This is a genomic window from Frateuria aurantia DSM 6220, from assembly GCF_000242255.2.
Classification (GTDB): domain Bacteria; phylum Pseudomonadota; class Gammaproteobacteria; order Xanthomonadales; family Rhodanobacteraceae; genus Frateuria; species Frateuria aurantia.
The window spans coordinates 1,316,074-1,335,728 of sequence record NC_017033.1 but is presented as its reverse complement, the minus strand read 5'-3'; the positions used below and the strand labels follow the sequence as shown (position 1 = coordinate 1,335,728).

17 protein-coding genes and 4 pseudogenes are annotated in these 19,655 nt (G+C 60.3%); 11 read left to right on the top strand and 10 right to left on the bottom strand.

From position 1 onward, the window contains the following. Positions 1–3: 3 nt before the first annotated feature. A complete protein-coding gene (locus FRAAU_RS06130; RefSeq protein WP_014402689.1) occupies positions 4–954 on the bottom strand; it encodes a LysR family transcriptional regulator in 951 nt (316 codons plus the stop codon). Between the two features lie 205 nt (positions 955–1,159). On the opposite strand from FRAAU_RS06130, the gene FRAAU_RS06125 reads away from it, so the two are divergent. The 5 genes from FRAAU_RS06125 to FRAAU_RS06105 all read left to right on the top strand — a co-directional run bounded on the left by FRAAU_RS06125 (position 1,160) and on the right by FRAAU_RS06105 (position 5,410). Beyond that, positions 1,160–1,924 carry a glucose 1-dehydrogenase gene (locus FRAAU_RS06125; RefSeq protein ID WP_014402688.1) on the top strand — a complete coding sequence of 255 codons (765 nt, stop codon included), beginning with the start codon at positions 1,160–1,162 and terminating at the stop codon, positions 1,922–1,924. Positions 1,925–1,972: 48 nt separating this feature from the next. Next, positions 1,973–2,341, top strand: a complete 369-nt coding sequence (locus tag FRAAU_RS06120; RefSeq protein ID WP_245546444.1) for an alpha/beta hydrolase — start codon at positions 1,973–1,975, stop codon at positions 2,339–2,341. A 208-nt stretch (positions 2,342–2,549) separates the two neighbouring features. Beyond that, a complete protein-coding gene (locus FRAAU_RS06115) occupies positions 2,550–3,764 on the top strand; it encodes an MFS transporter (RefSeq protein ID WP_014402687.1) in 1,215 nt (404 codons plus the stop codon). Between the two features lie 276 nt (positions 3,765–4,040). Next, positions 4,041–4,772: a RibD family protein gene (locus FRAAU_RS06110; protein ID WP_041270414.1), complete on the top strand. Its 732-nt coding sequence runs from the start codon at positions 4,041–4,043 to the stop codon at positions 4,770–4,772. Further along, positions 4,769–5,410: an SDR family oxidoreductase gene (locus tag FRAAU_RS06105; protein ID WP_014402685.1), complete on the top strand. Its 642-nt coding sequence runs from the start codon at positions 4,769–4,771 to the stop codon at positions 5,408–5,410. The genes FRAAU_RS06110 and FRAAU_RS06105 overlap by 4 nt, the downstream gene beginning before the upstream one ends. A 196-nt stretch (positions 5,411–5,606) precedes the next feature. Here FRAAU_RS06105 and FRAAU_RS06100 read toward each other — a convergent pair whose 3' ends face one another. After that, positions 5,607–5,969: a winged helix-turn-helix transcriptional regulator gene (locus tag FRAAU_RS06100; protein ID WP_245546443.1), complete on the bottom strand. Its 363-nt coding sequence runs from the start codon at positions 5,967–5,969 to the stop codon at positions 5,607–5,609. 634 nt (positions 5,970–6,603) lie between these two features. On the opposite strand from FRAAU_RS06100, the gene FRAAU_RS06090 reads away from it, so the two are divergent. The 3 genes and pseudogenes from FRAAU_RS06090 (at position 6,604) to FRAAU_RS16390 (ending at position 8,857) form a co-directional block, all read left to right on the top strand. Continuing rightward, positions 6,604–7,128, top strand: coding sequence for an SDR family NAD(P)-dependent oxidoreductase (locus FRAAU_RS06090; RefSeq protein ID WP_217176257.1), 525 nt, complete (start codon positions 6,604–6,606; stop codon positions 7,126–7,128). Between the two features lie 18 nt (positions 7,129–7,146). Next, positions 7,147–7,344, top strand: coding sequence for a hypothetical protein (locus tag FRAAU_RS17550; protein ID WP_217176256.1), 198 nt, complete (start codon positions 7,147–7,149; stop codon positions 7,342–7,344). An 842-nt stretch (positions 7,345–8,186) separates the two neighbouring features. Next, positions 8,187–8,857, top strand: a pseudogene (locus tag FRAAU_RS16390) (transposase). 42 nt (positions 8,858–8,899) lie between these two features. Here the strand turns inward: FRAAU_RS16390 and FRAAU_RS06080 are convergent. From FRAAU_RS06080 to FRAAU_RS06070, 3 genes are read right to left on the bottom strand one after another with little or no spacing between them, the layout of a single operon-like run. Beyond that, positions 8,900–10,279, bottom strand: coding sequence for a c-type cytochrome (locus FRAAU_RS06080; RefSeq protein ID WP_014402682.1), 1,380 nt, complete (start codon positions 10,277–10,279; stop codon positions 8,900–8,902). A gap of 21 nt (positions 10,280–10,300) precedes the next feature. After that, complete coding sequence (locus tag FRAAU_RS06075) at positions 10,301–12,559, bottom strand: xanthine dehydrogenase family protein molybdopterin-binding subunit (RefSeq protein ID WP_014402681.1); 2,259 nt, start codon at positions 12,557–12,559, stop codon at positions 10,301–10,303. A 2-nt stretch (positions 12,560–12,561) separates the two neighbouring features. Continuing rightward, positions 12,562–13,185, bottom strand: a complete 624-nt coding sequence (locus tag FRAAU_RS06070) for a (2Fe-2S)-binding protein (protein WP_014402680.1) — start codon at positions 13,183–13,185, stop codon at positions 12,562–12,564. A gap of 247 nt (positions 13,186–13,432) precedes the next feature. Between FRAAU_RS06070 and FRAAU_RS17980 the strand changes: the two are divergent. Next, a pseudogene (locus FRAAU_RS17980) lies at positions 13,433–13,870 on the top strand (XdhC family protein); the annotation flags it as partial. A gap of 305 nt (positions 13,871–14,175) precedes the next feature. Then, the gene (locus FRAAU_RS17540; RefSeq protein ID WP_217176255.1) at positions 14,176–14,499 is read left to right on the top strand and encodes an XdhC family protein; all 324 of its coding nucleotides are present in this window, start codon (positions 14,176–14,178) and stop codon (positions 14,497–14,499) included. 71 nt (positions 14,500–14,570) lie between these two features. Here the strand turns inward: FRAAU_RS17540 and FRAAU_RS06060 are convergent, their stop codons facing one another. Beyond that, on the bottom strand, positions 14,571–15,464 hold the full coding sequence (locus tag FRAAU_RS06060) for a LysR family transcriptional regulator (RefSeq protein ID WP_014402678.1): 894 nt from the start codon (positions 15,462–15,464) through the stop codon (positions 14,571–14,573). Between the two features lie 532 nt (positions 15,465–15,996). Here FRAAU_RS06060 and FRAAU_RS17975 point away from each other — a divergent pair. Further along, positions 15,997–16,360, top strand: a pseudogene (locus tag FRAAU_RS17975) (nucleotidyltransferase family protein). A gap of 168 nt (positions 16,361–16,528) precedes the next feature. Here FRAAU_RS17975 and FRAAU_RS06055 read toward each other — a convergent pair. From FRAAU_RS06055 to FRAAU_RS06040, 4 genes and pseudogenes are all read right to left on the bottom strand, one after another. After that, positions 16,529–16,753: pseudogene (locus FRAAU_RS06055) on the bottom strand (IS3 family transposase); the annotation flags it as partial. A gap of 99 nt (positions 16,754–16,852) precedes the next feature. Beyond that, positions 16,853–18,007, bottom strand: coding sequence for an MFS transporter (locus FRAAU_RS06050; protein WP_245546442.1), 1,155 nt, complete (start codon positions 18,005–18,007; stop codon positions 16,853–16,855). Positions 18,008–18,072: 65 nt separating this feature from the next. Continuing rightward, positions 18,073–19,032 (bottom strand): NADP-dependent oxidoreductase, encoded by a 960-nt coding sequence (locus FRAAU_RS06045; RefSeq protein WP_014402676.1) that lies wholly within the window; start codon positions 19,030–19,032, stop codon positions 18,073–18,075. Positions 19,033–19,061: 29 nt separating this feature from the next. After that, a complete protein-coding gene (locus tag FRAAU_RS06040) occupies positions 19,062–19,580 on the bottom strand; it encodes a cyclophilin-like fold protein (protein ID WP_014402675.1) in 519 nt (172 codons plus the stop codon). Positions 19,581–19,655 lie beyond the last annotated feature (75 nt).

Below are 19,655 nucleotides of genomic sequence, written 5' to 3'. Positions count from 1 at the left end.
AATTCATCCAGCTTCTTCCTCTCGACTCAACAGGCCGGGCTGTCGCCGCTTCCTTCCAGGCGTCTCCTGCGAACGCAGTGCAGCAAGCACCAACGAGAACGCGGGAGATGGCTGGCGCCGACTAGGGTAATAGAGATAGTAGCCGTCGAACGGCGCACACCAGTCCTCCAGCACCCGAGTCAGTCGGCCCTCCTCGATGTGCGGCGCGAATTCTTCCTCTGGAAGAAAAGCCAGCCCCAAGCCCTCCAGTGCCGCCTGGACGATATGCGGCGTACTGTTCAGTGTGAGCTGCCCCTCGACACGGACATTGAGCTGCTTATCTTTTCGGGCGAATTCCCAGACATACAGCCCGCCTTGCGTGGGAAAGCGCAGGTTGATGCAAGTGTGCCGGGTCAGATCTTCCGGCGTTTTGGGCTTTGGATGCCTGGCGAAGTAATCCGGCGTAGCGACTGCGGCCATTTTCAGCTTGGGGCCGATCGGCACCGCGATCATGTCCTTGTCGATCGTGTCGCCCAGCCGCACGCCCGCGTCGAAACGATCCGCCACAATGTCCCTGAATCCATAATTGACGTCGAACTCCACTTTGACGTCCGGGTACTTGTGCATCAAAGGCGCGACTTTCGGTAACAGCGTGGTCTTGAGAACATGATCGCCACAGGTGATACGCACCATGCCCGCCGGCTTGTCGCGCAATTCGGACAACTCATCCAGTTCAGCCTCGATCTCATCGAAGCGGTGACCGATCGCCTGCAGCAATCGCTCCCCGGCCGCCGTGGGCGATACGCTGCGCGTGGTACGAGTCAGCAAGCGAATCTCCAACCGCGCCTCCAGACCGCTGATAGCCTGGCTTAGCGCCGATTGTGTCACGCCCAAAATCGCGGCTGCTCGCGTGAAGCTGCCTTCGCGTGCGACTGTGACAAATGAAAGAAGATCGTTGAGATTTCGCCTGACCATGATCCAGTTTCCCATGGCTGTTTAATTAGTTCAACTAATAGGCTTTTTAAGTATTGATTAGCTAGTCAAGGCAAGGCTCGCGCGAGAAAATTCAAGGCATACCAATGGAAGGCCCGCTTTCACGGCGTCTCGATCCCCTGAAACCTGCTTGGAAGCGAGGCCTTCCCTTCCATGTCTTTCAACCAGAGACTGCAAAGGAGTTCGCATGACCATCCAATTCGACCACACCGGGAAAGTCGCCTTCGTCACCGGAGGGGGCACGGGTATCGGCCGCGCTACCGCGGTAGCCTTTGCCAAGGCCGGGGCCTGCGTCGCTGTCGTTGGACGCACCCAAGCCAAGATAGATGAAACGGTACACCTCATCGAGCAGGCCGGTGGCCGCGCGATCTCCATTCTCTGCGACGTATCGAAAGAAAAAGAAGTCCAAGCCGCAGTTGCCACGACGGTTTCGACCTTCGGCCGGCTCGATTTCGCCTTCAACAACGCAGGCGTCGAACATGGGGGCATTGCACTGACCGATCTCTCCAGCACGGAGTGGGAGCGTCAGATCGGTATCAACTTGAGCGGTGTGTTTTTCAGCATGAAGCACCAGATTCCGGAAATCCTCAAGCAAGGGGGCGGTGCCGTCGTCAACACCTCGTCCGGCGCAGGCGTAAAGGGCTTTGGTGGCCAGGCTGGATACTGTGCGGCGAAATGGGGCGTCATCGGCCTGAGCAAGGCCGCAGCCCTGGACTTCGCGGCCAAGGGCGTGCGCGTGAACGTGGTTTCTCCGGGCTTCATCGATACCCCGATGATGCAACGCTTCACCGGCGGCACGGAAGAAGGGTTGCGCACCGTGGTCGAGAACGAGCCCGTGGGTCGGCCCGGCCAGCCGGAAGAAATCGCCGCAACCGTACTCTGGCTGTGCTCGCAGGAGGCCGCGTTCTCGACCGGCTCCAACCTCGTCGTCGATGGAGGGCAAACAGTTTGACGCCTTGTCACACCCACTCCATCTAATTCGCAGGACAGGACTTCCGCCATGGAGAAGAGCCATGAGGTTGAAGCGCAGTTCCTGGTGGAGTACCACGATTACTACATGACCAAGCGCGGCTACCATCCGCGCGCGGTCAACTCAGGCAATGCCTGGACGATCACCACGCCGCTGTCGTTCATGAACATGCCGATCCTTAGCTACATCAAGGATGATCTCGCCGCGACCGATCCTCTTCGTTCACGGCGAAAAGCCCATTCGCTGTATTTAGCCCAAACCGCCTATGCGAACGCGACCGAGCCGAAGGAACTGATGATCATCCCCGATGCCGTCCACATCGATCTCTACGACCAGTTGGACAAGATCCCGTTCGACAAACTGACGTCCTTCTTCCAGCAACACCTGGCCTCGGCCTGACGGTTCGAAGAAGCCGCCTCCAGACCGACGGTATATCTGGAGGCGGCTGGACGCGACGCCGCGCTGCAACGTTATCGACGGCGCTCATACCCAAGCTAGCGCGCTTCGGTAATCGTGGTCCGAACATATCAATCACTTTCGCCATGCCGATCCAAGCGAGTGCGCATTGGCTAATTCCTAATCGACATAGGACTTGAAGAAGAAACTCATGACACCCAGCACTTCTGATGCCCCTAGGGGGGCGCAATCCAAAACGGAGGACAGGCCCGCCTATTGGAGCGGCGTCTTCGCCATGTCGCTGTGCGTATTTGCTCTCGTGGCTTCCGAATTCATGCCGGTGAGCCTGCTGACACCGATCGCCAGCGACCTGCGGATCAGCGAAGGCATGGCCGGCCGAGGCATTGCGATCTCCGGCGCGTTCGCCGTGTTGACCAGTCTGTCAATCTCAGCACTGATCGGCACTCTGGACCGCAAGAAACTGCTACTGGCGCTGACTGTGCTAATGGGCGCCTCTGGAGCCATCGTGGCACTGGCACCTAACTATCTGACCTACATGGCAGGCCGCTTGCTTATCGGCGTGGTGATCGGTGGTTTCTGGTCGATGTCTGCCGCCATGGCGATTCGTCTTGTGCCTCCCTCCCAAGTCTCCAAGGCCCTGGCGATTTTCAATGGTGGCAATGCTCTGGCGACGGTGATCGCCGCCCCGCTGGGGAGCTATCTCGGCGCCATCATCGGATGGCGCGGCGCGTTCTTCGCCCTCGTTCCCACGGCACTGATTGCATTGGCATGGCAATGGCTCGCTTTGCCCGCCATGAAGCCCGATGCGCGCCCGCCTGGCTCGGGCAATGTGTTCAAGGTGCTCAAGAACCGGGCCGTTGCTTACGGCATGGCAGGTTGCGGCGCCTTCTTCATGGGCCAGTTCGCGCTATTCACTTATCTGCGCCCATTCCTCGAAACGGTGACGCATGTCAACATCTCCACGCTGTCGCTCCTCTTGCTGACCGTCGGTGTAGCGGGCTTCATCGGTACTGTGGTCATCGGCACAATTCTCAAGCGAGGCCTGTACGGTCCGCTCATCATAATCCCGATCCTCATGTCGGTGATTGCCGTTACGTTGATCCCGTTCGGTGGCCGGGTCGTTCCGGTGGCCGTGTTGCTGGGCCTGTGGGGCTTGATGGCAACGGCCACGCCGGTGGGCTGGTGGAGCTGGGTCGCGCAAGCCATGCCGCACGACGCAGAGGCTGGCGGCGGCTTGATGGTAGCGGTCGTCCAGTTCGCCATCGCCCTGGGCTCCACCATCGGCGGAGTGCTATTCGATACCAGCGGGTACCAAAGCACCTTCATCGCGAGCGCACTGGTGCTTCTACTTTCCGCTTTCCTGACCTTCAAAACCTCACGTACGCAGTCCCGACAAGGGGACTGACCCGCTGAAAGGAGTGCCCCCTGGGCCGCAAAATCCCGTGCCTGCCACAAGTGGCCTGCGCCGCGCGGCGCTACAGATCGGTGGCTTGCACACACTTGGGCCATGAAACAGCTCGGACTGCCACCAGAGGCGCTCGTGCCTTTGCCGTAACGCTGCCACTGACGCTGGAGATGGGCGCGTGGATACCCCGCCAGCTTGGCTCAGGCGCCGGGTGTTCGGAGCATGTGCGTCGTGTTTTTCAAGAACTAGCTTTCGATGAGGGAGGGAAAGAGTCACGTGAAGAAACCTTACGTCATCATTCATACGCTGACGTCACTGGACGGAAGAATTCATGCCATCGACCTGCCGGAGTTCAACTCTGCGGCACTTCAATATGAAGAGCTGGCCCTGCACGCCGACACTCAGGTCTTCAACATCGACGGCTACCTGAACGGACGCGTCACCACCGACGACAACAATACGTTCTACCGCGCTCCCGACGTGAACGAGTCGGCCGCACCCGTTCCCGAAGGCGACTTCCTCGGCGACACCAATGCGCCGATGTACTACGTCTCGATTGATCCAAGCGGGCGGCTGGGCTGGCGGGAGAACTTCGTGAACTACGGCACACGCCTGGCGCACGTGGTCTCGGTACTGACCGAGATGGCCAGCAATGCCTACAAGGACTTGCTCAGGCGCCTGGGCATCTCGTACGTGATTGCCGGACGAGACAAGCTGGACAACGCGCTAGTGCTGCACAAGCTGGCGACGCTCTTCGGCATGGAGCGCGTGATGATCGGCGGCGGCGGCGTGCTGAACTGGGCCTACCTGCAGGACGGCCTGGTGGACGAACTGAGCCTGCTGCTGGCTCCGGTGGCTGATGCATCTCCCGACGCGCCCGGGCTGTTCACGGCCAGGGAGCCGCTCTCCATGGTGCAGCCGCACGCATTCTCGCTGATCGAGGCCAAGCCGGTGAAGGAGAGCACAGTGTGGCTTCGATATAAAGTCAACAGGGAGAAATCCGCATGAAGAACGTGATTATTTTAGGTGCCAACGGGCATACCTCGCAGGAAATCATTCCCCGCCTGCTGGAGCAGGACAACCTGGCGCTGACACTCTTCCTGCGCCACGCCGATCGCCTGAAGGGACTCAATAGCGATCGCGTGCAGGTGATCGAGGGCGACGCCCGCGAACCGGACGCACTGAGGCAAGCCTTGCTCGGCCAGGACATTGTGATCAGCACGATGGGCGGCATGGATCTGGGCGACAAGATGGAAACCGTGGTGACGGTGATGGAGGAACTCGGCGTACCCCGTCTCATCGCCATCAGCGCAGGAGGCATCTACGACGAGCTGCCCGAGCCGTTCAATGCGTGGGACAAGAGCATGACGGGGTACACCCGGCCCACGAACCTGAAAGCGGCCCAGGTGATCGAACGGTCCTCTCTGAAGTACACCATCCTGCGCCCAGTCTGGCTGACCAACAAACCCATCGAAGAGTTCGAGCTGACACGCAAAGGAGAGACCTTCAAGGGCACGGAAACCTCGCGCGCGAGCATCGGTCGCTTTGTGGCCAAAGTCGTGACCGATCCCGCGCTCTACGTCAACGAGAATCTGGGGATCAGCCAGCCTCGTACCGACGGCGACAGGCCTGCGGCGTATCGCTGAAAGAACCATCGCATGAAGAGCAGGGCCGCGGGGCTCGGATGTTGACCTCTTCTTCGTCGGGCACGGACGCCTTGCTCAAGGGCGGCGTGAGACACGGCATCGTCATCCATCAACACCTTTGTTCGTTTTCACGAGTTCTACCCCGCTCGCCCCTGCCGCATCAAGCCTCGGCAATAGTGCGATCTCAACGGCATCGTTAGGCCGCGCCGTTCTCGGAACGCGCCTTTGCTTTCCTGCCACGCGCGCCGGGCTTCGGCACGATGCTCTTGCCGTACTTCTCCCACCAGAGCGTCAGAGCTTCCATCGTTGGCCCAAGACCGAGCGCCTTCTCGGTGATGGCGTAGTCGACACGGGGCGGCACCTCCGCAAACACTGTGCGCGAAATCAGGCCATCCGCCTCAAGTTCGCGAAGCTGAGAAGTCAGCATGTGCTGCGTTATTCCAGGGATGGCCTTGCGCAACTCCCCGAAACGATGCACCCGCTGGCTGAGGAGCCACATGATTTCGAGTTTCCATTTACCGGACAACAGCGCAAAGGCCCGACGCATTTCCTCATGCATGTTCGCGCCACCGGGATGGTCAGTATGATTAACCATACTTACACCTGTTAATTGATCCTACTTGTCTCATTTTATGTTGCATATGATGATTCGGACAACGTCGAAACAATAGACGATGAGGAAAAGCTTATGGCAGGGAGTCACGTTTACTGGATCAGTACGGCACTCCTGTGTTTGCTCTACATCGCGTCGGCGATCCTCTACATCATCAGGCGCGACTGGGTGCGCCGCACGTTCGCCGAACTGGGATATCCGGGCTATCTCGTGACCGTGCGACCTTGCTGAAGCTGACGGCCGTGTCGACGATTCTGGGGCGCTTCAGCGCGGTCCTCAGCGACCTCGCTTATGAGAACCTCTATTAACCCAGAATTCTCGCATCCAGCTTCATGCAACCCATTGATTCAATGATGCAGATCGCGGTGCCTGATGAGGTTTTTCGAGGTTCCCTTATGCAGGCATGTTCTTTCACCTGCTGCTGTCCGCAGCTGCGCATATCGGTGCGCACAAGTCCGCCGGCGCCGTGCCTGCGGCAGTGGCCTTGTTATTTGCGTTCCTGACGTAGAACGCGGCAGAGAAGACCCTTCGCCCTATGCCCCAATGGCAGCTCCCCACCCTTTGACTGATGGAGATTCATATGGCTCGACTCAATGGAAAAGTAGCAATCGTCACTGGCTCTGGTCGCGGCATCGGCCGGGCCACCGCCAAACTGTTCGCAGCCGAAGGCGCCAAGGTTGCCGTCCTCTCGCGCACACCTGAGAACGTTGCTCAAGTTGTGGACGAAATCCAGAGCGCAGGCGGCACGGCTCTTGGCGTGACCTGCGATATTGCCGAACCCGCTCAGATCACAGCAGCCGTGGGACAAGTGATAGCCGCTTTCGGGCGGATCGACATACTCGTCAACAACGCTTTCGATCCGAGCGTGGTCTCTTCACCGATCATCGACCTGTCCATCGAGCAATTGCAGCGCAACTTCGAAATGGGTCCTGTTGCCTATCTGCGAACAATGCAGGCCTGCTATCCGCACTTGAAGGCCAGCGGCGAAGGACGTGTGATCAATTTCGCATCGCTCGCCGGTGTCCAGGGGATGGCGGGGTACGGGCCGTACAACCTCGCCAAAGAGGCGGTACGTGCGCTGACACGCACCGCGGCGCGCGAGTAGGGCGCTGACCACATCACCGTGAACAACCTCTTGCCGGTAGCGGCTACCTGGGGTGATATCGACGTCCCCCCTCCCGCCAATGCCTTGGGCCGCTACGGTTCACCAGAGCAGGACATTGCCCCTGTGGTCCTGTTTCTGGCCAGCAGCGACACTCGTTTCCTGACCGGCTATAGCCTGACACCCGATGGCGGCATGATCATCGACAGCGCACGCTGATTTGGGCCACAGTAACTCGCATGATCGCTCTCCCATCACATCAGCCCTGACATCGTTGTACGCGCCTGCACTTTTGGCGTTGTCAGTTTCTGTCACACTGCGACGTCTGAAGGTAGGCGGCATGATGGGTGACAGTTCGGACGCGGCTCTGCGTCGCCGAATCCGTTCCCAAAGCCATTTCTATCGAGTACGTGCAACTTGCTTTCGTGACACTTGCGCTCCTGGAAGTGCAGACAGTCAGGACCGCCCCCTCATCGCGATCGGGGCGGCACTCATCTTGGGGCGGTTGTTGCACGCGATCGGCATGTACTGTGAATGTACGCATCGCTGCGTGGGTTCGGAACGGTCCTTATCTACCTCGCGCTGATCGGCGCTGCCGCGGCACTGGCTCATCAAGCCTGCTCGGAATCATGGCTTTGCCCCTTCCTCGGCCGCGGGACAGCAGCATAAGCTGCGAATCGCCCGCGTGGCCGTTGGGCTATCGGCCACGCTGCCGCAGCTCTGCTTGCGTTGCTGGAGCCATCTCGCTTCCAGCATCGCAATCAAGGCGCCGTGATGCGCAAAGTACCAGAAGTCCAGCCTGCTACCACCAGACGCGAGAGACGTCCGGGGTTGACATCTCGATGACCCATGCCGCCCCGCCAGGCGCGATGGCGACGGCGCGTATCCGGGCCCCCATGTCCCAACGCGCGGCCTCCTCAGGCTGTCCGTCCTTGTCGAGGCGCACACGAGCTCAAGCCTCCGATCAAGGCGGTCCCCTGCCACTGCGGGAACAAGTCACCCTGATAGAACGCCGGAAGTGGATACTTGTCATCTGATACTCAATTCCCCAAAAATCTGCCATGTCTCGTCGTTACGCCCTGCGCGATGATCCATGGGATCGCACCCGCGACCGGCTTACCGGCCGAACCGGCCATCTCGGCGTCACCGCCAAGGATAACCGGCTGTTTGTAGAGGCCGTGCTCTACCGCTATCGAGCCTGCATTCCTTGGCGCGATCTGCCTGAGCGCTTCGGCGACTTTCGCGTGATCCACCTGCGGCATAGCCGCTGGAGCCGATCCGGTGTCTGGCAAAAGGTATTTGACACCTTGTCCAAGGATGCCGACAACAAATACGCCATGATTGACAGCACCATCGTCCGGGCGCACCAGCACCGCGCCGGGGCAAAAAGGGAGCGCGGCGCAGGCCAGGCTTCGGACCTCGAAGATACAAATGCCTTGTTGCCCGGGGCGGCGGTGGGAGCCTTACTCGCCGATGGTGCCTACGACGGACGGGTGCGTGTCATTGAGCCCATTCAGCGCATGGGGGCGCAGATCGTGATTCCCTGCTATCCCATCCCACCCGCCAATTCCAGCGGGACTGCGACAGGGTCGCTGTATGGGATCAGCACCTGATCGAGAACTCCCATGCCCCACTCAAGCCATACCGGGCCGTGGCTACCCGCTACGACAACACAGCCCGAAACTTACTCAGCACCATCGACTGGTTTGCCTCGGTCATTTCACTCAATTGATGACACGCCCCAGGCCTGCCGGCGCCAAGCGCCATGTTGTCATCAGCGCATCTGCAAGATGATCACATTGCTGCTGACCGGATTGGTTTTCTCTCGCAGTTCCTTGACCTCCTGCGTCTTCACCGCACCACCCTGATTACCCCAGGCGGTGCGGACAAAGCTCAGCACATCGGCGATCTCCCCATCCGAGAGTTGGTTGCGAAAAGGTGGCATCCGGTAGGCATCGGGCACGCCGTCGGCGACGACGCGCGCCGATCCGTTCAATGTCACGTTGATCGACGAGGCGTTCTCCTTGGACAAGGAGGACGCGGAACCGGCCAACGGCGGTATCCACTGACCTTGGCCTCGCCCATCCATCCCATGACAAGCACTGCACCTGGCGGCGAATGTCTGCGCGCCGGGAAGCTTCACCCGTTGTTCAAGCCCGAGTGACTGATTCGTCCGTCCATCGTATTGCCATGGGGCACCATCCCGTGCGGCATCGCCAGGCAGCGATTTCAGGTAGTGCGCGACGGCCTTCAGATCGTCGTCAGTCATGAACTGCGTCGAGTTGTTGAAGGCTTCGGCCATCGAGCCGAAGACAACTGCATGCTTGTTGCGTCCGTTCTTGAGGAACTGGACGATATCGTCTTCCGCCCAGCGGCCCAAACCCGTGTTGTGGTCGCCGCGCAAGCTGGGTGCATACCAACCGTCCAGCCGCGCACCCGAGAGATAAAGCGGACTGCTCTCGCTGAGTGCCTTCTCATTCATCATCACGCTGCGCGGTGTATGGCAGCTCCCGCAATGGCCTGCCCCTTGGACGATGTACGCGCCACGGTTCCACAGCTTTGCGTCGGCACTCGCATTGATGGGCGTCTTTTCCTGATAGGTTCCGGGCTCCAGAAAAAGACCGTTCCACAGTGCGAGGGGCCAGCGCATGTTCAAAGGCCACGGAATCTCGCTCGGCTTATTCTCCTGCTTGACGGGATGGACCTCATGCAGGAAATACGCATACAGCGCGCGCATGTCGTCGTCGCTGAGCTTGGCATAGGATGGATAAGGCATCGCCGGGTAGAGACGATGGCCGTCGCGCGCAACGCCGTGACGCAGGGCCCGGTCGAAATCCGCAAGGCTGTATTCGCCAATGCCGGTTTCCCTGTCGGGGGTGATGTTCGTGGCAAAGATCGACCCCATCGGCGTGGCCATTTCCAGGCCGCCGGCGAAGGGCTTGCTGTTCGGCGTGCTGTGACACGCCACACAATCGCTGAGTCGCGCCACATACTCACCGCGGCCGATCAGCTCCGCGGATGTTGCCTGCATAGCCGCCTGCCCCTCAAAAGGAGTCGAGGGCGTACGAGTCGCATACCAGGCCACACATCCCGCCACGACAAGGAAGGCTGGAAGCAGGATTGCCAATGCTTTTCTGAATCGACGTTTCGTCATTTGCTCACGCTATCCTGGATGCTAGGCGTCGAAGGTGTAATGCGAAAGCGGCATGCTGCGGATGCGCTGTCCGGTCAGCCGGGACACGGCATTGGCCACCGCCGGTGGCACCGCCGGCAAGGGCGGCTCGCCCACGCCCCCCATTTTCTCTCCGCTCTCAATGACGCGTACGTGCACACGAGCCATGCGATTCGACGGCAGGATCGGATACATGTCGTAGTTGCGCGCCGCCGGCATGCCATTTTCGTAAACGGCCTCCTCAAGGAGCACCTGGGAAAGGCCCAATGCCGCCGCGCCGTTGACCTGGGCCTCCACGATGGCCGGGTTGACGATGCTGCCGGGGTCGATCGCCTGCCAGATGTCATGCACCTTGACCTGGCCGTGCTCGATCGACACCTCGGCGATCACCGCTGCCTGAGTACCGAACGGTGAGGCCATGGCCACGCCGCGCGCTCGCCGTGTCCCATCGGCGGCCGTGTAAGGTCCACGCTTCCACCCGCCAGAGAGTTCGCCGACCGCCCTCAACAGGGTGGTAAGCCGCTGGTTGCCCTGCAGCAGGCGCATCCGCAAATCATAGGGGTCTTGCCCGCCCTTGTCGGCCAGCTCGTCCAGGAACGCCTCATAAAGAAAGTCGTTCATCGAGTTGCCCACCGATCGCCAGTAGCTGAGCATCGCCGTCTGTTTGACAAAGAGCTGTGCGATGCGCCGATTCGGGATTGCATAGGCCTTGCCGGTCAGGCCCTCCAATGCGGCATCGTCGAGCTTGTCGCCACGCTTGTTGTTGATGCCCTCGGTCGGCCCTTCGGTGGCACTGACCGCTTCGATGGCGATCGGCATGCCGTTCGCATCAAGCCCACCCCGGAAACGAACCGCCGCCATTGGCCGCAGCGCGTCGCGCAGGAACTCCTCTTCACGGCTCCAGATAAGCTTGATCGGCCGCCCGGTTTCCTTTGCCAGCTGGATCGCCTGCGGATAAGGAGCGGCGGTGTCGTAGAGGAAGTGACGTCCAAAGAATCCGCCAAGCAAGGGCGAATGCAAGATGATCTTCGCCGGGTCGAGTCCGGTTCTCTTGGCCATGTCGGCCCGGAACATGTCCGGCGCCTGATTTGGCAACCACACCTCCAGCGTTCCGTCCGGGTTAAAGCGCGCCAATGCCGAAGGCGGCTCCAGCTGCGCATGGTTGAGGAACTGGCTGAAGTACGTCGCGCTGACAACCGTGCGCGCGCTCTTCAGGGCGTCGGCAACATTTCCTTCTTTCTCCGCATCCTCTCCGGCACCGGACTCGTTGGCGAGCCGCTCGCGCAAAGCCTTTGTGGAGAAATCGGCCGGCATGATGCGCAGCGTGGAGTCGGCTCCCGGCTCCTGCCAGTCGACCTGCAAGGCCTCGGCCGCTTGCTTGGCATTCCACCACCGCTCGGCCACCACGGCAACAGCGCCGGGCAGACGATGGACGGAATGCACACCCTTCATCGCGCTGACCTGGCTCTCGTTACGGATTGAGCCGACCGTCATGCCCAACCGCGGCGCGTGCTGCACGGCAGCGTGCAGCATGCCATCCACGCGGGTGTCGATGGTGTAGAGCACCTTGCCGGTCGATTTGTCGTGGGCATCCAGGCGCTTGACGGGCTTGCCGATCCAGCGAAACTGGCTTGGATCCCTGAGCTGCACGCTCGCCGGATCGGGTACCGGCAAGTCCATGGCCTGCGGGGCGAGTTCGCCGTAGCTCAACGATCGGCCCGAGGCTGCATGAATGACACGCCCTGGTTGCGTCGTGAGTTCACCGACGGGAACGCGCAGGCGGAGAGAGCCCGCCTGCAACAGCATCGAGCGGGTCAACGCGCCAAGACGACGCATTGCCGGATAACCGAAGCGCACGGACATGCTGCCGCCGGTGATCCTCAGACCGTTCTCCATGACGACGAACTCCTGCCCGGGCGGCGCATTCTCCACCAGGAAGGTCGCGGGATCGGCATCGAGTTCTTCGCCGACAATCTGCGCCATGGCGGTAAATGTGCCCTGCCCGCCCTCGATGAAGGGACTCTGCAGGCGAATCGTGTTGTCAGGCCGGATCTCCAGGAACGCCGGCACATTGGTTCCTCTCAATGCAGGCGTCGAGGCTGCCTGGGCACGGGCCGTGCCCAAGGGCAGGCCGAAACCCAGGACCAGCGCTCCTGCTGCTGTTCCCGCCGATGCCAGCAAGAAGCTGCGCCGGGAAATATTGACGGGCTCCCCGCTCGGAAATGCGGAAGGCGCCACGACTTCGTCCAGCGATGTCGTCATGGTCAATCCCTCACACCGCCGACAGTTTCAGTTTCCCGCGCGATCCAGTCGGGCTCGGCTCGATTCATCCCAATCGTGGCCCCGATGTCGGCAATCGCGACAGTCGCGGTCACCTTGTCCAGAACGGCCTGCCCGGGGCGCTCGGAGCCAGTGGTGGTTCCAGCGGCTTGCCTGATCGCCCCGTCGCCAGCCAGATCATGCACGGCAGCATTGATCGCGTTGTAGGTCCCGCAACGGCACAGGTTGACCATGGATGCAGCGATCTCTTCGTCGGTGGGGTGCGCGATCTGCTTGAGCAGCGCGGTGGCTGCCATGACCTGACCGGACTGACAGTAGCCGCATTGAGGGACCTGGTGCTTGACCCAAGCCTCGACGACGCGCTTTCCGACGTCGTCTTCCTCGATGGCCTCGATGGTGGTGATCTTCCGATCCAAAACCCTTTCGACCGGCGTCACGCACGAGCGCACCGCCACGCCATCCACCAGGACGGTACAGGCACCACATTGCGCGAGACCGCAGCCATATTTCGTGCCGGTCATTGCCAGCTCGTCGCGGATCACCCATAGCAAGGGTGTATTGGCATCCGCTTGGACCTCATGGGTCTTGCCATTGATCTGCAGCTCCATGACTCTCCAATCGTTTGCTTTGGGGCTAACAACCCTGACTCTGCCCTGTTTGAGGTATACGCGCTGAGTCAAGCTTTACGAATTTTTCTTTTAGCCTATCACCGCAGCGGACTGACGTGGATTGCCTCGATTGTTAGTAACCAGCAACTGGATTGATAAATCAGAGCGCATCAGACCTTGCTGGAACCATGAGGCACTCCTACCAAGACTGGCACGCGTATGCAGCACATCAACTGGCCACCAGTCAGTGCAACCCGGCGTTCCAGCTCGCCTATCGAGCCCGCGCAATGACTTGAAAGACGGCGGAAGAAATCAACTTGCAGCAGGCAGCTGTCTAGCGCTTTCGTACTTGCCGTCAAGCACTCAATCTTTGCGAGATGCTGCATCACCCTCAACTTCATCTGGCCTGACTTCACCCCACATATCCGCCACGCCACACCTGGATCTCTTAACCGACGACCGCATTGACGTCCTTCGCCTTGCCGCTGACGCCGCAGCAGCAGCCGGTGTACAGGCTGCTCACGCAACGTTGATCGATATCCGTTGCGGCGCTGCGCGATCACTCAGCGCCCAAATGGGCGGCCGGGCCGATTGCCACCACTGCGGCTTTCTCTCCGGTGACTGCACGGAAGCCGCGGTAGCGGCCGGGGCATTCGACGCAATCGCCGCGGGCAAGGGTCAGCAAGTCAGCTTCGGGCTGGGCGATCCCTTTTCCGACATCGTCCTGCCCTGCGGCGGTGGCATCACGCTGGCCATCCACGTCCTGCGTTCGCCGCAAGTCCTACTGTCGGCGCCCGCGGCGCTGGCCGAGCGAAGACTTGCCGGACCGCATCATATCCCCGGCACTGGCACGCTCCTAGACGTTCCGCGAGGAATTGCTACAGGGTGGACAGACATCGGCTTCGAAGTCGGTTATCGACCGCGCACGCGACTCCTGATCTATGGCCACTCCATCGAGCTGCACGCAACTGCTAGGCTGGCGGATACGAGGTGTATGCCAGCGAAATCTGCGATGCGCACTCGGCGTCCACGCTCATCGACGCCGCTTCGGTGGCAACGCGGCTATCCCATGAACTGGATCGGGAGCTTCCCGCCTTGCAGGCCGCGCTGGCCGCCACGCCTTTCTGCATCGGCGCACTGGGCAGTCGCCGGACGCATCAGCGGCGGGTGGAAAAATGGATTCGTCTTGACTTCGACAATCGAGATATCGTGCGGGTCAAGGCACCGATCATCATCTTTCCCAAGGTCCGTGATGCCCTCTCGTTAGCGTTATCCGCGATGGCGGATGTCGCGGCCGCGAGAGGCATACCTTGATGCGAAAGAGATGCGGCTTACATGGCTGCAACGCCATCAGTCAGCGCAGTGCCGGCGTCGCGCCGACCGACTTAGCGCTTGGCACGCAACGCCTCGATCATGACCTGCATCGCTCGCGATGTCTCGCGCTGCCGGGCATAGAAGAGGTGATATCCCGGGAACTTGCGCCACCAAGGCTTCAATACGGGAAGCAATTGGCCTGCTTCGATATACCGCTTCGCCAAGTCTTGAGGCACATAGGCGAGTCCGAACCCGGACACCGCAGCGTTCACCAGCTGATAGAAGCCATTGAAGACCATCTTGCCACCGACCTCTACGTCCATCTCGCGCTGTCCCCGCTTGAGTTGCCAAGTGCAAAGATTGCCACGCGTTGAAAGGCGAAGGTTGATGCAGTCGTGATCGAGCAGTTGCTGGGGCTGGCTCGGCTCCGTGTTTCTTTCGAGGTATGAGGGCGCCGCCACGATCATGAACTTCACATCGGGGCCGATACGGACTGCGGCAACGTCTTTTCCCAACTCTTCAGCCAGCCGCACCCCGAAGTCATAACGACCTTGGACAATATCACTGAACGCGTAATCGACGCTCAGCTCGACCTTGATCTCGGGATAAGCCGGCAGGATCTTCGCAAGCTTGGGCCACAGTAGCGTATCGATGGCGTGGTCCGTAGCAGTGAATCGAAGGGTGCCACTGGGCTCGGTTCCTGACTCCGCGACCGAGCGCAGCTCCGATGCGATGTCTTTCATTCGAGGGGTCACCACCTTCAACAGTCGTTCGCCAGCCTCGGTCACGGAGACGCTTCGCGTCGTGCGGGTGAGCAACCGAACCCCTAACCGGGCTTCCATTTCGCGGATCGTGTGGCTGAGCATGGACTGCGACATGCCAAGGTTGGTAGCCGCACGCGTAAAGCTGCACTCTTGCGCGACCTCAATCAAGGCAAGCAACTCACTGTAATGTTCTCTGGCCATTTATAAATCCAGCGAATGGATGTAGATTGATTTTATCATTGCAGCACCTATTCGTCAGCGGCGAATTTCCCGCAAAAAGTGCAGTTTGGCCGTCGAAACCTCAACGGCAATTCATCAATGCAGCGCATAGATGCATGCGAAAGACACGCAATCAGGCATCGGAGCAGCGTAGTTAAACTTACGTATTCGCCGCCGCACACGACCCGTGCGGCAATCGTGTCTTGCTCCTTGCATCGCTTAGAAACCCTGCCTGATGCTCATGGCAGTCCTTGCCCACCTTCGCCGCTAGTCCGGTATACCCGACAGATCAGGAATGGACACACAGGCTCGCCATCGCCGCCCTCCCTCGATATCAGCTACCGTCATCGTTTTGGCGACTGGACGCGGCGAACGATTTCTAGCCTCAGGCGATACAATCCACAAGCTGGACTCTCTGCTGCATGGAGTATCGGTCCTTGACCACGTCATCCAGGCCGTCGCATCGTCGGGATTGCCCTGACATCTGGTGCGCCCCAAGGGTGGCACTGCTGGAATGGGCGATTCGATCGCACTCGGCGTAAAGGCTACTCCCGGAGCGGCAGGATGGCTCATCTTGCCGGGCGATCTGCCGCTGATTCACGCCGATTCCCTACACAGTGTCGCGCGCGCTCGACGATCATCCCGTCATTGTGCCACACCACCGATGTCGCCGCGGTCACCCCGTGGGTTTTCGCCGCGAATGTTTTGCAGCGCTTGCGGCATTGGCTGGTGAATCTGGCGCGGCTGCAGTCGTCCGTGCATACCGTGAGCGAGGCCGTGTTCTGGATCTGTCACTCGATGATCCCGGCATCACATCCGATGTCGATTCGCTGGAAGATCTCCGCGAGGCCGAGTGCCTCTACGAGGTGCAAGACTGAACCGCCCCGGCTTTCATGACGGCAGCCTGGCTTGAGTCAGGCTGCCTTGAGCCATGCAGCCCGTTACCGATAACTAGCCGCTTCGACTTCCGCTGCTGGGGCATTCCCGATGGGCCCCAGCATGCTGGTTGTGGTTGAACCAGTCCAGCCAGTCCAGCGTGACGGGTTCTACCCCGAAATTACGGACGGTTTGGAAAGGGCTGAAAACTTGAGGCCTTGCACGGTGAGACGACGGCGCATCCTCGGGTTATGGAATCGCTCGATGTATTCAAACACGTCCGTCCTGGCGGCATCGAGTGTCGGATAGCGAGTACGGTAGACGCGCTCCCGTTTGAGCACGCCAAAGAAGCCTTCACACGCTGCATTGTCGCCGCAATGACCCACCGCACTCATGGGAACCTCGAAAAACCTCATCAGGCACCGCGACCTGCATCATTGAATCAATGGGTTGCATGAAGCTGGATGCGAGAATTCTGGGTTAATAGAGGTTCCTTAGGGGGCTGCTCCAGGGGGAGAACCCCTGTCCACGAACAAGAGCGCCGCGCGCCCCGCCAGAGCAGCGATGACTGCTGCAACGAATAGCACCGTTGCACTCATGTCAAAGGTGGCACGATAACCGTTCATATCGAAAAGGATACCTCCCCCCATCGCACCCAGCATGATTGCAAGTTGGATAACCGCAACCATGATTCCGCCACCCACCTCAGCATCTTTCGGCACCGTCCTGACAAGCCACGTCCCCCAGCCCACCGGAGCTGCAGTGGCAATGAGCCCCCAAGCGCATAGCAAGGTCGCCGTCAACACAAGCGAGTCTCCCCACGCAACCAGTGCGATGGCAATAACCGCCATCATCAGCGGAATAGTGACCAGCGTCCGGTACAGGCCATCCTTAAGGAAAGAGCCAATCGCGATCGTTCCCACGAACCCGGATACGCCCAACCCCAGAAGCAAAAGAGATAGCGTAGAGACGCTGACATGCGTGACAGCTTCCAGGAAGGGACGCAGGTAAGTGAAAAGCGCAAACTGCCCCATGAAGAACAGACTGACAGCGAGCATGCCCAGCGCGACAGGGGTGCGCATGAACAACTGAAACATGCCGACAGTACTGGACGTGCGATCAACTTTCATCGAAGGCAGACTCAGCAGTTTCCAGCCCATTGCAATCGCAGCAACAGGTACTACGGCGAAAAACGCCCACCGCCATCCTATCAGGGCCCCCAGAAAACTGCCCAGCGGTGCCGCCACAACGGTGGCTAACGCATTGCCGCCATTGAGGATCGCCAACGCGCGCGGAATGTAGCGATCCGCGACCAATCGCATCACGGTGGCCGTCGACATTGACCAGAAGCCCCCGATGGCCACACCGATGAGACCCCGGCCCACCATGAACACTTCATAGTTCGGGGCGAACGCCACGATCGTCCCTGAAATGATCATCAGCAGTGTCATGGACACCAACAGCGCCTTTCGGTCCAGCCGGCCGGCCGCCGACGAAATGAAAAGGCTGGCCAGCAGCGCAAATGCTCCAGAAATGGAAATCGCTTGTCCTGCCCGTCCTTCCGTGATGTGCAGATCGGCCGCAATGGGCGTCAGCAGACTGACCGGCATGAATTCCGAGGCGACCAGTGCAAAGGCGGCCAGCGACATCGCCCAGACGCCAGCCCAGGCCTGCCGTCCCGTGGGAGGCCTCGGTGCAGCAGCAGCAGAGGACATCATCGATCTGCAATCCCGCCGAAATCGAGGACGAGTCGTCCGCGAAGACCACCCTCGGCCAACCGTCCGTGTGCAGCAGCGGCTTCGGAAGCGGGGAATGTTGCTGCAACACGCAAAGGCAGCAGTCTACTTGCGACATGCGCGCCAATCTGAACGATCGCAGCATGGTCGGTCAGGCGCTCGCGCACATCGACGAATACGGTCTGGATGCCCCGCCCCAAGTGAAGATCATTCCCAGGCCGCAGAGTAATGAGTGTGCCGTCGCCGCGCAACGCAGGGGCTATCTGCTCGTAGAGACCTGCGGCGTCTACCACGGCATCCACGCCGCGCGGGAATACCCGATGCACATGCGCAGCCACATCCTCTCCACGTGCAATGACCTCCATGGCGCCAGCAGCGCGCAGGAAACCCTCATCGCCCGCCCCGGCAAGCGCTACGACGCGCAACCCTTCGTGCGCCGCCAACGCGACGGTATAGGCCCCCACTGCGCCTGCCGCCCCGGTCACCAGAAGCGACGAACCTTGGGCCAAGGCCAAGGCGTCCAATGCATTGCGAGCAGTCAGCGCATTCATCAGGAACGACGCCGCAGAGGGAAAGTCCACACCGACCGGGCGCGGGATCACCGAGGTGGCAGGCAAACACACGTACTCGCTATATCCGCCATAGGCGCCGAAATTGTCCACCACCCCAACAACGTGTTGACCCACCGCAAGTTCAGAAACTACCTCGTCACCTACCTGGTCGATCGTCCCGGCAATGTCCATCCCTGGCACATAGGGCGGCTTGGTGTCGGCAAACCATTGGGCGAGCGAGCCATCACGCACCATGACATCGACCGGGTTGATTCCAGCGGCGCGAACTTTCACGCGAACCTGGCCCGGTTCAGGATGGGGATCAGGCAGCTCCAGAACATGAAGTACTTCGGGTCCGCCGTAGGTATCCAGTCCAATTGCATACATGACGACATTCCTTCTCAAATACTGGTTTATCAATGCTCGTCGGATCGCGATATGGTCGCGCGCACCGTCCCCGACTGGTTGAGCGCTTCCACGCCGGACGTAATCCGTCCAATCTTGATGACGCCTGCCGCGTCGGGCCCACGCCCTCGATAGAACGCGATGTTGCCCCACGGCGCGTAGTAGGCAATGTCGCCAGGAGATCCTGCATCGGTGCGACGCGCACCGTCTTGCGAAAGAGGCTTCGGCAAGGCGCCACTGACTTTTTCGGCATCGCTCAAGTCCCTAAGGATGACCGTCACCGGCAACTGCGCTGCAAAATCCTGTGCCGCTGGGTTGTCGCCCAGGGTTGCCTCCATCGTCCTCGAACCGATGGCGATTTGAACGTGCACCGGATGCGTACCTTCCGATCGAGACGTGGCCTGATTGGTAGGGCCTCCCGGGGCACTGTAAACGGCATTCGTAGCGCCAGAGCAAGCGACGAACAGCGCAATCGAGAATGCGCTTCGCTTTCTCCATCGTATCTTGGCAGAGACGGTACTGGCTTTCATGGTGCAGTTTCTCCTTCGCACAGGGGTGCAACCCATCAACCTGATCGGTTGATGGGCAGGGCCCGAGAGGGTGCA

Coding starts and splice junctions, on each gene's coding strand:
- FRAAU_RS06130 (WP_014402689.1), bottom strand. CDS start 954: ATGGTCAGGCGAAATCTCAACGATCTTCTTTCATTTGTCACAGTCGCA.
- FRAAU_RS06125 (WP_014402688.1), top strand. CDS start 1,160: ATGACCATCCAATTCGACCACACCGGGAAAGTCGCCTTCGTCACCGGA.
- FRAAU_RS06120 (WP_245546444.1), top strand. CDS start 1,973: ATGGAGAAGAGCCATGAGGTTGAAGCGCAGTTCCTGGTGGAGTACCAC.
- FRAAU_RS06115 (WP_014402687.1), top strand. CDS start 2,550: ATGACACCCAGCACTTCTGATGCCCCTAGGGGGGCGCAATCCAAAACG.
- FRAAU_RS06105 (WP_014402685.1), top strand. CDS start 4,769: ATGAAGAACGTGATTATTTTAGGTGCCAACGGGCATACCTCGCAGGAA.
- FRAAU_RS06100 (WP_245546443.1), bottom strand. CDS start 5,969: ATGCATGAGGAAATGCGTCGGGCCTTTGCGCTGTTGTCCGGTAAATGG.
- FRAAU_RS06090 (WP_217176257.1), top strand. CDS start 6,604: ATGGCTCGACTCAATGGAAAAGTAGCAATCGTCACTGGCTCTGGTCGC.
- FRAAU_RS06080 (WP_014402682.1), bottom strand. CDS start 10,279: ATGACGAAACGTCGATTCAGAAAAGCATTGGCAATCCTGCTTCCAGCC.
- FRAAU_RS06075 (WP_014402681.1), bottom strand. CDS start 12,559: ATGACGACATCGCTGGACGAAGTCGTGGCGCCTTCCGCATTTCCGAGC.
- FRAAU_RS06070 (WP_014402680.1), bottom strand. CDS start 13,185: ATGGAGCTGCAGATCAATGGCAAGACCCATGAGGTCCAAGCGGATGCC.
- FRAAU_RS06060 (WP_014402678.1), bottom strand. CDS start 15,464: ATGGCCAGAGAACATTACAGTGAGTTGCTTGCCTTGATTGAGGTCGCG.
- FRAAU_RS06050 (WP_245546442.1), bottom strand. CDS start 18,007: ATGTCGCTGGCCGCCTTTGCACTGGTCGCCTCGGAATTCATGCCGGTC.
- FRAAU_RS06045 (WP_014402676.1), bottom strand. CDS start 19,032: ATGTATGCAATTGGACTGGATACCTACGGCGGACCCGAAGTACTTCAT.
- FRAAU_RS06040 (WP_014402675.1), bottom strand. CDS start 19,580: ATGAAAGCCAGTACCGTCTCTGCCAAGATACGATGGAGAAAGCGAAGC.